Origin of the sequence: Paenibacillus sp. FSL W8-0187, assembly GCF_037969755.1 — a bacterium.
Taxonomy (GTDB): Bacteria; Bacillota; Bacilli; order Paenibacillales; family Paenibacillaceae; genus Paenibacillus_AQ.
In genome coordinates, this window is record NZ_CP150206.1 from 2,477,563 (window position 1) to 2,490,430 (window position 12,868).

Consider the following 12,868-nt stretch of genomic DNA (forward strand, 5'->3'; position numbering starts at 1 on the left):
CCCCATTTTGAAAATATTATCCCTTAAGAGCATTCATAGACAGCATTTGACTTTACAGTCATAGCGTCACTAAACAAGAGGGTGTCCCAAAGATCTTAGATCTTGCAGGAGGCCCCCTTCTTGCTGTTAGAAGACGCTCCGTGTACGAATCGTTCCTACCATCGCTGTTGCCCCCACATTTCTTGGAATGGTTCTGAGCAAGGACGAAATGGGGGGGCAAAGCATTCCTGTATGCTCTTAAATTTCGGCTTTGAAATTGAACGAGCACCTCCTTATGATGAAAGGTGTCCACTACGACAACCACAACATCATAAGGAAGGTGCTCTTATTATGAAGTTTAAACAATCAGTTAAACAAAATCAACGAATTGAACGTATAACCAACCATCATCTCATCATTGGCATCGACATTGCAAAATTTAAACATGTCGCACGTGCGACAGACTATCGTGGCATTGAACGAGGTTCCTACCTTGTGTTCTCTAACGATCTCGAAGGATATGAAAAGTTATATCAGTGGATGCAAGCTCTAATGCTTCAGTTTAACAAGACCGATGTCATCTTCGGCGTTGAGCCAACCGGTCACTACTGGTTCAACCTAGCGTTCTGGCTTAAAGAGAGGCTGCTCGAGCTCGTTCTCGTTAACCCGTTTCAAGTGAAGCGTAACAAAGAAAACCGGGACAACTCTCCAACTAAAAACGATGTCAAAGATGCCTTGGTCATTGCCGACATGGTGAAGAATGGATACTATTCTGAAACTCATATTCACGCCGAGCCGTATCGGGCGCTTAGGCAGCTTGTGGGCACCAGAGACTTTGTGACCAAGCAAGTCTCCAGTGTCGTCAACCAGATGTATCGGTGGACTGACATGTACTTCCCTGAGTTTCAGCAGGTATTTAAGGACATCACCTCGAAGACGGCACTCGCAACGTTGGCCGAATTTGCGCATCCATCCGATCTTCGCCACTTAACGGTTGAAGACGTTATCGCCGGGTGGAGAAAACGACTGAAGCGCGCAGGCAGCCGTAAGGTATCCGCTGCCCTCATCCATGCGGCGCAACGGACAGCTGCCATTCCGAATTGTGTAGAGGAAGCAAAACTTAGTATATCGTTACTGCTGCAACAACTGCAGATGTATAACGACCAATTGAATCAACTGGAAGAAAAGATGAGTCAACTCCTTCGAAGCATTCCCACAGCAAAGCTCCTTCGTACCATTAAAGGCATGAATGATATTACGCTGGCTACGTTATACAGTGAAGCGGGTGATTTGGGCGGCTTTACTCATGGTAACCAAGTCCTTCGGTTAGCTGGCTTACATCTGTCCGAAAACAGCTCAGGTACCTACAAGGGCGAAGTGAAAATCACGAAGCGAGGGCGACCTGGACTGCGAAAACTTCTTTTCATGACGGTCTTTCATATGGTTTCCATTAATCCAGAATTTCGGGCGCTGCATCAGTACAACAAACAAGTGAAGAACATGAAAGGTATGAAGTCGATCATGAAGCTGTGCGGGAAGCTTGCTCGTATGCTTGTAGCTATGGCGAAGAAGCATTCCGTTTACGACATCAACAAAGTAACGGTCGCCGCTTAATAACCGACCACTTGCCTACTGGCTCATTCGCAGGATTCACAAGAAGCATGAAGAACCGATACGCTCGCCTAAAGGGCTCAGACCCGTGGACAAAGCAGTAACGGACTCCATCTCCTTGATAGGTGTAACGAAGGAATGAAAGGGCATAGACCCGTTGAGACATGGGAGGGCAAACCTCAAGGACGAAGATGGAGCATGCGAATAAAGGAAAACTATGGGAATTTCGCACTTCCCCTTATTTCGTTATGCCCACATTCGCCATACGGTCCCCCCTTTTGTCGCCTTCGTTGTCACATTTGTTTTCATAACGAATGAAATCCTGCGAATTAGCGAGCTAGCGCAAGAAAATTGAATCATAAGGAGGGAGGCGAGCGCTGACGCTTGTCCGGAATCGATTCGTCCTCTCCGCTACGCCGTGCGGATTGCTTACTTTTTTAGACGCAAAGAAACCGTTCTTTGGTAAAATGGAGGTTCGAACCAAACCATTTACGAAAGGAACGGTTTCTTTTGTACATTCAATATACCATGGACCAACTCTATCTGCCAATGGATTTGGATTTCCTTTTACCGCTGAATGCGACATAATGACAGGCTCAACCCGGCTAGGGAAGCTGTGTTCCGGCAGCATAACGTTCAACGGTTTCATAAGGCAGATGATCGGTAATAAGACGACCGTAATGCGCAATCCGTATGATGCCGTCCTCATCCAACACAAACTCTGCCGGAATCCGATTAAAATTTGAACCTTCTTCCGGCGTCAGCTTGAAACCTGCCGCTTCTGCTTCATCCGTGAATTGATGCACATTCGGTTGTGCTAAGGTGGCTTGTGTCTTGGCTACCGAAGTCTCGACTCCATAGCGAGTGTAGAGCTCCGCATTCGGATCGGCAATAAGAGGAAATGGAGCATTCTGCTGACCGACATGCTGATGAAGTGCCGCTTCCGGTGATTCGAAAACGCAAATGACATCGAGATGATACTGCTGCTGCCACTGAGGATATCGCTGAATAAACTGGTGCACCCTCAGATTGCATAGTGCACAGGCTGCGTTACGGAAAAAAGCGAGAAGTAATTTACGTCCGCGATGGTTTTCTAGTGAAATGATATTTCCATTTTGATCTACGCTTTGGAATAATGGAGCATAATCTCCGGGTTGGAGCACATTGTTCATTTTGGATTTCCTCCTGGGTTAACGGTATATAGGCGTGAGGCCTATTACCAATGTAGCAGGGAGGACTACATTGCTCTGTGACTAGGTCACATAGCAGTTTCTGTTAGACAGCCCCGGTTTATAATTTTCACCCAGCCTCTTCCTGTTTCCAGCCATCCTTTCTTTTGGAAATGGCCCAGCGTACGGGAGACGACCTCTCTTACGGAGCCAATTTCATCAGCAAGCTCTTGGTGGGTTGTGTGTACTAACGGATGTTCTTCCGAGGTGATGCGCAGCAGAGTCCTGGCAAGGCGCTGCTCCAGCGGTAATGACTGTCTTTCCTGCAGCATATTTGCCATCCGCAGTGTTCCATCAAGCAGCCCACCAAATATAGCGCTACGGATGGGTTCATATACCTGCAGCCAACGGAGAAAGCTGCTTTTCAACACATACAATACCTCTACCTCGGACTCGGCAATGAGAGTCCCCGGATAATCCTGCCCACTAAGCCCGCTAAGCACGAGGAGCGAACAGACTTCACCGGCTGATAGTATGTTTAACACCGATTCGTTGCCATCTTCGTTGATGATTGTGATACGGGCCGATCCGCTGATCAGGAACATGCCATACATCGTGGCATCCTCTCGATGAAAGATTCTCGATTTGGCATCAAAATGTTTTGTGAAAGCTTTAGCGTGGATCCATTCTTCTGGCGGTACGACTTTCAAATAAGGAAAGATGCCGGTTATCTGCTTGGTATTATCCCCTCATGGTAGACAGTGAAAAAAGAGATCATGTTAAAATGAACTCAACACTGGAACCGGAGGGGATTTTTGTTATGTCAGCGAAGAAAGGTCAAACTTTTAATCGATATAGCGAAGAAACGAAGAAAGAGGCTGTTCGTCTTAGAGTGGAAGAAAATTGGACGTACAGCCGGATCATGGAGAAGTTGGGCATCAAGAGCGAAAGCCAAATCATAGCATGGGTACGTAAGCATCAAAACGGGGAAAGTTTCGAGGATTACCGAGGACGCTGGACCAAGAAGCATTTTAGTAGTGCAGAAGAAGAGAATGCCTATTTGAAAGCGCAGGTGGAGTACCTAAAAAAGCTCAATCCGAACTTGCACGGGGAGGGAAGCTGGATTTCGAAGCCCGGTGCAAGTCCATTCAAGAAATAAGCAAGCAGGCTCCCGTGACTTGGCTTTGCAGGATCGCTGAGATTTCACGTGCAGGGTATTACAAATGGAGAAGGACACTCGCCAGCAGAATGAAACGAGCAGACCGGGATGCGGTTCTGAAATCACACATTCTAGGCATACATCGAATCCGCCCTTATTTTGGTTACAAGCGTATGCGAACCGCTTTAGGGAAAGAAGGCTTGGTGGTGAATCACAAGAAGGTACGTCGCTTAATGAGAGAGCTGTGCATTCGTTCCGTGATTCGCAAGAAGCGTCCATTTGCTGGCCGGAAACCGTCAGTACTGTTCCGTAATGTCTTAAATCGGGAATTCCTGGCTACGGCTGCCCGGCAGAAGCTCGTGACAGATATTACGTATGTCCGAATTGGACATGAGTTTGCTTATCTTTCGGTTGTGATGGATCTGTATAACAATGAAATTGTGTCCTGGGAACTCTCCGAGCGAAATGACTTGAAACTCGTTACGGACACAGTAAAGAAACTAAAATGTGGGCCATCCTTGCTCCATTCAGACCAAGGGTTTCAGTATACGACACAAAGCTATGCCAAGTTGCTTGAAGAGAAGATGCTGACGGGGAGCCATTCGAGGCGTGGGAACTGCTTTGACAATGCCTGTATCGAGTCGTTCTTTTCCCATTTAAAGACCGAGAAGTTATATTTGGAGAAGCCACAGAATCTGGAGCAAGCCAGAATTCAAATTACAGAATATATTTTGTTTTATAACGAGGAGCGTTTCCAAAACAAACTCGGCGACCTCTCACCGATTGAATTTCGGGAAAAGGTCGCCGCTTAATAAATTCTCTTTTTTTATTGTCTACTTGACGGGGCTATGACCAGCTTCTCATTCAGTTCAGGTTTCATGGTTGGTTTCCGCCTTTCGGTAATCATGCACGGACATGCGAAACTGCTATTCTTTATTGTTAACATTTCGGGCTGACAAAGTTCAAGAGAATTTTCTGGATTTCATGCGGGAAGAACTCCTTTAGCGATGCGATGGTTTTGCTATAATGATGTGAGCAAGCGATTTAAGTCAGGGAAAAGGGTGAAGAAGATGAATGAAACGCAATACATAAGGGATACGCCTACGAAGATCAGGAAAAGACAGGGAGCAGTGCTCATGCTGCAGGGCACCGCTTCGGATGTAGGCAAGAGCATCGTAACGACGGCGCTATGCCGCATATTTCTACAGGATGGTTATCGTACGGCTCCATACAAATCGCAAAATATGGCTCTTAATTCCTACGTGACGCTGGATGGCAAAGAGATCGGCAGAGCACAAGGCGTGCAGGCCGAAGCCTGCGGCATTGCCGCAACAACGGACATGAATCCGATCCTGATCAAGCCGATAAAGGACATGTTTTCACAAATCGTGATCCACGGCGTTCCCCACATGCAGATGAGTGCGATGGATTACAGGACGCAGTTCCTGCCGAAGGCCAAAGAGATTGTGCTGGATGCACTGGATCGTCTACGGGAGAGCTACGATATCGTTGTCATGGAGGGCGCGGGAAGTCCTGCGGAGATCAATCTTAAGGATCGGGACATTGTTAACATGAATTTGGCAGGATGGGCGGATTCGCCGGTTATTCTGGTTGCGGATATCGATCGCGGCGGCGTGTTCGCTTCCATTGTAGGTACGCTTGAACTGCTCGAGCCCCATGAGGCGGCCAGGGTCAAAGGGTTTATCATTAACAAGTTCCGTGGGGATTTAGCACTGCTTCAGCCGGGACTGGACTGGCTTGAAGAGCGGACAGGCCTTCCCGTGCTGGGCGTGCTCCCCTATATTCAGGACATGCGAATCGAGGCCGAGGACTCGGTTGTACTGGATGAGCTTCAATATCAAAGACAGGAAAAACGCGACCTCGATATTGTCGTTATCCGGTATCCGCGTATTTCGAATTTTACGGATGTTGAAACGCTGCGCTGGGAGCCGGATGTTGTCGTTCGCTTTGTCCAATCGGTGGATGAACTTGGCACGCCGGACGTCATTATTTTGCCTGGCACCAAGGATACGATCAGTGACCTCGGGTTCCTTCAGGATCGGGGCCTGGCCGATGCGATCTTGAGGCAGACGCAGCAGCGGGATGTGCAGTTGGTTGGCATCTGCGGAGGATATCAAATGCTGGGCGAGCAGCTGTCGGATCCGCATGCGGTCGAAGGAAGCGTTCGGGAAGCGAAGGGGCTTGGCCTTCTGCCGATTCGGACTTCCTTTTTGAAGAATAAAAGGACGGTTCGGGTGAAAGGGGAATTGTTACCGGAACATCCGCTGAGGTTCGTTACTTCGGATACAGAGGTCGATTTTACGATTACGGCCTATGAAATCCATATGGGCGTGACCGAATGGAGCGCCGTGTCTGACGGCTCAGGACACCGCCCGCTTTTTTCGATTGAAGCAGATGGTACAGATTCTTTAAAGGCAATAGAAGATATTCAGCCGCACATTGAAGGGATTGCTACTTCTGATGGCCGTATATGGGGAAGCTATTTGCATGGCTTGTTTGACAACGATGTCTTCCGCAGGTCCTGGCTGAACGGCATTCGGATAAAGAGGGGTCTGATTCCAATTCCGGAAACGTTTAAAGCAGAAGAACGCAAATTCGCGGAATTTGACCGTGTAGCGTACATCGTTCGTAATCATGTGGATATGAAAAAAATATATGAAATCATCGGTTATGCGCATTGAAAGATGGGGAATGCATCCGATCATTCGGGTAATAATGATGAATAGGAAGATAACACCATGCACACGGCATGGTGTTATTTGCGTGGAGCGAAAAGAAAAAAGTTGATTAATTATAGGATAGGGGGGTATACTAAATATAGAGGCGGATGAAAAAATTCATCTTTCAGTATATCCCCTGATTGGAGTGATAGCCCATGTTGAATAGGAAGGGCACCATACTAACCTTAACGGGCATACTTGCTTTTGGATTGTTGACAGCATGCGATAACGCGAAGCAGGCCCCTGATACGGGCGGTCATGGCGGAAACCATGAAAAGGAAAGCGGAAGCCGGGAAACGAACGGGCACAGTGAACACGCTGGCGGTCATGAAACGGCCTCAGATCATTACAACGCTGCATTTACATGGAATGAACCGGCAAGAGCAGGTGCTGAATCTGAGTTGACGATCCAAATTACGGATAAAGACGCTGGACCTGTCCAGGATTTTGATGTCAATCATGAGAAACTCCTGCATCTGATCATAGTGAATCGCGATTTGTCCTTCTTCAACCATATACATCCGGATTACAAGGAGAATGGCGTATTTACCGTGAACACGACATTCCCGGCTGGCGGCGAATATAAATTGTTCGCAGATTTTGTGCCTAAGGGTGCTGGAGGGACCACGCTTAGCGAATGGGTTCAGATTGAGGGAGAAGCAGGGAAACCTTCGGCGATTCAACCGGATTCCAGCCTGATCAAACAAGTAAACGGCAAGGAAATTGAGCTGAGTTTAAGCAATACTTTATCGAATGAAGAGGTTGTGCTCACCTATCATATTCAGGATGCGCAGACGAAGCAAGGCATCAACAACCTCGAGCCTTATCTGGGCGCAGTCGGGCACGTTGTCATTCTGTCCGCAGACGCTGAGCAGTACATCCATGTGCATCCTCTAGACGAGCAGAGTTCAGGACCCCAAGCGGAATTTGCTACTACCTTCCCCCACAGCGGTATCTACAAGATCTGGGGACAATTTCAGCATCAGGGTGAAGTGATAACCGTGCCTTTTGTCGTTGAGATACAATAATTTCAGTTGAAGGAGTGATCGATATGACAGAACCATTGAAAATCTACACCATCCCCACTTGCAGCGATTGCCATCATGCCAAGCGTTACTTCAATGAGCAGGAGGTTCCGTATACGGAGTATGATTGCACACAGAACCCGGAATATCCGGAAGAAGTGCGACGGTTGACGGGAAAACAGATTGTGCCTACGATCGTTATTGGTGACAACGTATTTATTGGATTTGCCGATAACTTTCAGGAAATCCGGGAATTGATGAAATAAATAAGGGTTCATGGAAGTGAAGAAGAAGCATGGATTGTTCCCCGCGGGATGATCTATGCTTCTTTTAACGTGCGTCTATTTTCACACCGCGCCAATGGCCATAATTGCAACTCGGAGACGATGTTCATGAAATTTGATGCTACACCATATAAAACGTAAATAATCAGGTATTGTACGGCCAGGATGTTCGTTTTCATCAGTTTTTTAATGGTAATTCGCAGGTGTAAATAATCAGTAGCGGTGTTATTATATGGGTTGCGTCTTTTGGAAAAGATCATTGTGGCAAGCGTTGATAGCCCATTGAAATTTCTTGAAACGATTCGGAATATAACACGTATCAATACTCACTGCTTAGATGGAAGGGGTAGACACACAGTGGATAATGGAATGAACGTTATTTTGTTTGAAAAGAAGCCGGACGGTGAGCTGGTGCAGATCGAAGAACGGTCATGGACGATAAACATGGTTGCTGCACTGGAGCATGTGAATTATATCGTTGTTGGCGGCCGGGAATACGAAACGATTGAAGGCAGATTAAATGTAGACACGGGCAAACTTGAGCTTCTGCTCGTTCCGATGCGGAACGATTAATCTTGTCCGAAAGGAGAAACCATCTTGAGTAATGAAAAAGACAAAAAAGATCAGCCAACATCCAAATGGCTGACGCCGGAAGGCAAACCGATTCGGGTCCTGTCGAGCTCGCTGGGCATTGCCTTGTTGGCGAACGCATTTCTGGTATCGGGCGCGGCAGCGAAAGACCTTGCTTCGGAAGCGGTTACTTCATCCGAAGAGCCGCAGCTGGTGTCCTGGTCGACAGAAGAAGTGAAGAAGTATTTTGACAAGAATGTGGATTGGAACATTCCGTTTCCTAGTGAGGAAAAATTCCAGGAAGAGCCGGTAGAAGGAGCCGCTGCAGGATCGGGTTCGGGCGGCGGAACAACGATCGTCAACAACTATGGCGGGTACAATTCCGGTTTCGGCTGGGATGACTTGCTGCTCTATCACATGTTGTTTAACAATGGTTCCTATTATTCATCCAGCGGATGGTACAACAATCATCGCGGTTATTATGCGAATAACGGCAAGCCTTATAAACCCCGCACGTATTCGAGTGGTACGTTCCAGAATAAACCGGTGGTGAACTCCAATGTTCGCCCGAAAACCTCCACTTCATCGTCAGGAACGATTACGCGCCGCTCCACGTCGTCCAAGTCTGGTGGCATCGGCGGCAATTCCAGCGGGTTCAGTTCCTCGGGCTCGAAATCCAGCTCCAGATCCGGTGGTTTTGGAGGATGAGTCACGACAGCGTATTCACCGTATCGGGACAGCCTAGCCCCAATCGGGATGGGCGGGTATCTGAGCTCGCGGAGCTCGGCTTTACCTGGGCGGATCTGGAAGGGGAAGCCTACTGGATAGACCAGATCGTCACCATACGTCAAGAGACCTATCGTGAGCTGGAAGAAGCAGCCGCGATATTATGGGCCATGTTGGACAAAACCGTTCGTTATATTCATCGCAATCATCATATATACAGCTTGATTGGCATTCCGCCTATCCTGTGGCAGATGCTGGACGAATGTCCGCTGCCGGAAGAGGGATTGATCAGTCGGTATGCCAGGTTTGATTTCGCTATTGCCCATGATGGCAGCATCAAGCTGCTAGAGCTGAATGCGGACACGCCTACAGGTTATGTTGAGGCTTCCATTGCAACGCCGTGGATGTGCCGTCAGGTCGGTATTGTCTCTCCCAACGAACGGATGCAGGAGCTGGTCGCACAAGCGTGGGGAGCAGAGCGTCCGGATACGGCTGCCTGCATCGCTTATGGCGAACATAAAGAGGACTCCGGTACGATCGAAGCGTTGGTTCGGCACAGCGGGCTGGATACCCGACTGGTGGATTGTCTTGATCTGTGGGTGGATGAAGGTATGCTGAAGGACGGCGATGGCCGGGAGATTCACCGGATGTTCGCCCTATATCCGAAGGAGTGGATGTCCGTCGATGATGGCGGAGATGCGCTTGCCTTTGCCATCGAGACGGGACGCCTGCAGCTGTTCAACTCGCCGCACAGCATTTTACTGCAATCCAAAGGACTGCTTGCCGCCATGTGGGGGATGTATGAGCTGGGCCTTTTGTTCGATGAGAAAGAACGGGAAGCCATCGTCAATTATATGCTGCCCACTTACAACAAACCGGTATTCTCCGGTAACTTTGTGTCCAAGTCGATGTTCGGTCGCGAGGGTGGTTCTGTCAAGCTGTACGACCAGGCCGGACAAATCGAGGTAGAGGATCAGGACGGATATGATACAAGTGTCATGTTTCCGACGGTCTATCAGCGGAGGGCAGACCTGGCTCGGATCGAGACGGCGGAAGGCCATTTTCATTTACTGACAGGATTGTTCGTCCTGAATGGCACCCCTTGCGGTTTGCTGGGACGTGCGGGCGGTTTGATTACGGGTAATTCCAGCCATTTTATCGCAATGGGAGTGAAATAAATGCAGTTGAAACAAGATAGAAGGCAGCATAGCGGTGCTCCTAAGGGAAAGAGGAAACCTCCGGTCGTTCTGGCGGTACTACTATTATACCTCATGGTCTTGGCGCTGAGTGCATGCTCCAATGGGTCCACGGTATTTCATACCGGATCGGAGGAAGTATCATCAACCTCTACTCGCGTGCCTTGGGACTACCGGATCATTGAAGGGACCGTTGGCGATTTGATTGGCGGCGATATGACGGTCCTACCGGATAACGAGCTCCTGCCGAACGATAACAACTATGCTACCGGGGACAGAATTTGGACGCTTCAATTCATGGATGCAGAGCTTACCACGGATGCGAATCAACGAAATGATATCCGTTTATCATCTTGGCAGACCATTAAGTCATTCAAGGACAAAAAGACGGCGGAATCGGATTTGACCAACCTAAAAGTCACGGTCAAAACTGACGTGAAGCTGGTTGGGGTTTATAAAACAACGTATAAAAAAGACACCAGGCATTTTGCTGTCATCGAACTGCCGACGGGCAATCGGATCAAGCAGCCGATCGATGAGAAGCGTTATGCCGCAATGGAAAAGAAGGACAAGGTTGATGTTGTATTGGAGGAAGTGCATGATTTCGCCGATTACGACTTGGCCTATGCAAAATTTCGGGGGTGGGCGGATTGACGGTCGTCATTAATATTGTAGTAAGTGTAATCTGCATTATCGTGCTTCAATTACTGGGTATGTTGATTTTCAGCTGGATGACCCGGTTTAACGACATGGAAGAGCTGAAGAAAGGCAATGTCGCGGTTGGTCTTGCCTTTGGCGGCAAGTTTATGGCAACAGCCATTATTCTGGGCATATCGGCGTATACGAATTCATCGATCTGGCACATGATACTGTGGTTTACCGTCGGGTATGTATGCTTGATCGTTGCCTATTGGGTATTTGAGCTGGCTACGCCGGGTCTTAAACTTTCCGAGCACCTGCAAAAGGGGAACGTAGCGATTGGCATTCTGCTTGCGATGGTGTTTATCGGTACAGCCTTTGCAATCAGCAGCCTGATTATTTAGAACGAATGGCACCATGGAGGAGAGGAGCAGATACGTGCACTTTTTTCTAAGATTATCTTTGAAAATGATGCGTCTGCGCAAAACAACGATCAGCGTTCTTGTGGTACTGTTTGTGGTGCTGTGCTCGACCCTGGCATTTCTGCTGGAGCCCGAAACCTTTCACCATTGGTTTAACGCCCTTTATTGGGTGCTTACCACGATGGCAACCGTAGGTTATGGCGATTACTATGCAGCTACCGTGCCAGGCAAGATATTAACGATATTCATCTATATCTTTGGCATCGGGCTGTTGAGTTTGGTGATCGGTAAGGTGATCGAATCGTTTGGAAGCATGCAGCGGCAGAGAGGAGCGGGCAGGTTGAATTTTAAGGGTAGTGGTCATGTCATCATAATCAATTGGAGCAAAAAAGCAATGTCCGCGATCGATGAGATTTTGTCGTATTCGCCGAAGTCCGAGATTGTGGTCATTGATGATACCAGTCAGCATCCTGTCGAACATCTCGAACAGGTTCATTTTGTAAGCGGCGATCCTGCAGCGGATGACGTGCTGATAAGAGCCAACATCCTGGAGGCCAGATCGGCCATAGTCTTTGCGGATGCTCGGATTGACGAATCGGCTCTCGTGGACGGCAAGTCGCTGCTGATTGTTTCCAGCATTGAACGGATTGCGCCAAATGTACATACCACGGTGGAGATCGTGCAGGAGAAGCATGTTCAGAATTTCCGCTACAATCATGTGAACGAGTTTGTGCTCTCGCACGATGCTGTGTCCCGATTAGCCGTACGCGCGGCCCTGCAGGAAGGAAACTCAGATGTGCTGATGCAGCTGCTCAGCCGCCAGCATGGCGATGATATTTACGAAGTGGCTTTAAATCCTGCATGGAATACTTACGGCGATGCCTTTCAGGATCTGCTGCGGCAAGGAGCGACGCTTATATCCGATCGCAACGACCTCAGCATCAACCGCAAGCTCGATGTGCCGATTCCGCGGGATGCGAGATTGTATGTGGTTTCGGACGAGGCGACCTATAAGCGGATTACCGGCAAGCTTGCTTGATAGGTGGATAAGTAAAATTTTGAACAATGGGGCTGTCCCAAAAGCAGGTCTACATACTTGACGAGATAGCTCGCCTTATGAAAAAAAACGTTACAAATAAAGAAATGGCAGTACAGAGGAGAACATCCCTGAACCGTCATTTCTTTGTTTTGGTCTATTGCCGCCTTCTTCAGCAGGTTATGGGTGAGCGAAAGCCACCCGACCTCTGGGCGCACTTTGGACAAGCGCCAGGTCATTGACGTCAAGTGCGGTGCATCTTTCTGTAAAAATCACTGCTATCCAGCGTGATTGCCTTTATACTGGAAACT

General features: G+C 48.4%; 12 protein-coding genes and 1 pseudogene. 11 read left to right on the forward strand and 2 right to left on the reverse strand.

All coding sequences use genetic code 11. The features are described 5' to 3' along the window. Positions 1-330: 330 nt before the first annotated feature. On the forward strand, positions 331-1,593 hold the full coding sequence (locus MKY48_RS10970; protein ID WP_098748207.1) for an IS110 family transposase: 1,263 nt from the start codon (positions 331-333) through the stop codon (positions 1,591-1,593). A gap of 602 nt (positions 1,594-2,195) precedes the next feature. Here MKY48_RS10970 and MKY48_RS10975 read toward each other — a convergent pair. Further along, positions 2,196-2,762, reverse strand: coding sequence for a redoxin domain-containing protein (locus MKY48_RS10975; protein ID WP_339272059.1), 567 nt, complete (start codon positions 2,760-2,762; stop codon positions 2,196-2,198). An 86-nt stretch (positions 2,763-2,848) separates the two neighbouring features. Further along, positions 2,849-3,373, reverse strand: coding sequence for a Crp/Fnr family transcriptional regulator (locus MKY48_RS10980; protein ID WP_339292906.1), 525 nt, complete (start codon positions 3,371-3,373; stop codon positions 2,849-2,851). A gap of 206 nt (positions 3,374-3,579) precedes the next feature. Here MKY48_RS10980 and MKY48_RS10985 point away from each other — a divergent pair. The 10 genes and pseudogenes from MKY48_RS10985 to MKY48_RS11030 all read left to right on the forward strand — a co-directional run bounded on the left by MKY48_RS10985 (position 3,580) and on the right by MKY48_RS11030 (position 12,560). Beyond that, a pseudogene (locus tag MKY48_RS10985) lies at positions 3,580-4,730 on the forward strand (IS3 family transposase). A gap of 258 nt (positions 4,731-4,988) precedes the next feature. After that, positions 4,989-6,620 (forward strand): cobyric acid synthase, encoded by a 1,632-nt coding sequence (locus tag MKY48_RS10990; protein WP_339292907.1) that lies wholly within the window; start codon positions 4,989-4,991, stop codon positions 6,618-6,620. 194 nt (positions 6,621-6,814) lie between these two features. Further along, positions 6,815-7,687 (forward strand): hypothetical protein, encoded by an 873-nt coding sequence (locus MKY48_RS10995; RefSeq protein ID WP_339292908.1) that lies wholly within the window; start codon positions 6,815-6,817, stop codon positions 7,685-7,687. Positions 7,688-7,710: 23 nt separating this feature from the next. Then, positions 7,711-7,950, forward strand: coding sequence for a glutaredoxin family protein (locus MKY48_RS11000; protein WP_339292909.1), 240 nt, complete (start codon positions 7,711-7,713; stop codon positions 7,948-7,950). A 375-nt stretch (positions 7,951-8,325) separates the two neighbouring features. After that, on the forward strand, positions 8,326-8,541 hold the full coding sequence (locus tag MKY48_RS11005) for a hypothetical protein (RefSeq protein ID WP_339292910.1): 216 nt from the start codon (positions 8,326-8,328) through the stop codon (positions 8,539-8,541). A gap of 24 nt (positions 8,542-8,565) precedes the next feature. Further along, positions 8,566-9,246, forward strand: coding sequence for a hypothetical protein (locus tag MKY48_RS11010; protein WP_339272064.1), 681 nt, complete (start codon positions 8,566-8,568; stop codon positions 9,244-9,246). After that, positions 9,243-10,442: a glutathionylspermidine synthase family protein gene (locus MKY48_RS11015; protein WP_339292911.1), complete on the forward strand. Its 1,200-nt coding sequence runs from the start codon at positions 9,243-9,245 to the stop codon at positions 10,440-10,442. The genes MKY48_RS11010 and MKY48_RS11015 overlap by 4 nt, the downstream gene beginning before the upstream one ends. Then, positions 10,443-11,114, forward strand: a complete 672-nt coding sequence (locus tag MKY48_RS11020) for a signal peptide protein (RefSeq protein WP_339292912.1) — start codon at positions 10,443-10,445, stop codon at positions 11,112-11,114. Continuing rightward, complete coding sequence (locus MKY48_RS11025) at positions 11,111-11,503, forward strand: DUF350 domain-containing protein (RefSeq protein ID WP_215156138.1); 393 nt, start codon at positions 11,111-11,113, stop codon at positions 11,501-11,503. Before MKY48_RS11020 ends, MKY48_RS11025 begins: the two co-directional genes overlap by 4 nt. 34 nt (positions 11,504-11,537) lie before the next feature. Beyond that, positions 11,538-12,560, forward strand: coding sequence for an ion channel (locus MKY48_RS11030; protein ID WP_339292913.1), 1,023 nt, complete (start codon positions 11,538-11,540; stop codon positions 12,558-12,560). The last annotated feature ends 308 nt before the right edge of the window (positions 12,561-12,868 follow it).

Bases quoted from the DNA above. Each gene is read 5' to 3' on its own strand.
- MKY48_RS11020 (WP_339292912.1), top strand. From the start codon at position 10,443: ATGCAGTTGAAACAAGATAGAAGGCAGCATAGCGGTGCTCCTAAGGGA.
- MKY48_RS10995 (WP_339292908.1), top strand. From the start codon at position 6,815: ATGTTGAATAGGAAGGGCACCATACTAACCTTAACGGGCATACTTGCT.
- MKY48_RS10970 (WP_098748207.1), top strand. From the start codon at position 331: ATGAAGTTTAAACAATCAGTTAAACAAAATCAACGAATTGAACGTATA.
- MKY48_RS10980 (WP_339292906.1), bottom strand. From the start codon at position 3,373: ATGTATGGCATGTTCCTGATCAGCGGATCGGCCCGTATCACAATCATC.
- MKY48_RS11000 (WP_339292909.1), top strand. From the start codon at position 7,711: ATGACAGAACCATTGAAAATCTACACCATCCCCACTTGCAGCGATTGC.
- MKY48_RS10975 (WP_339272059.1), bottom strand. From the start codon at position 2,762: ATGAACAATGTGCTCCAACCCGGAGATTATGCTCCATTATTCCAAAGC.
- MKY48_RS10990 (WP_339292907.1), top strand. From the start codon at position 4,989: ATGAATGAAACGCAATACATAAGGGATACGCCTACGAAGATCAGGAAA.
- MKY48_RS11015 (WP_339292911.1), top strand. From the start codon at position 9,243: ATGAGTCACGACAGCGTATTCACCGTATCGGGACAGCCTAGCCCCAAT.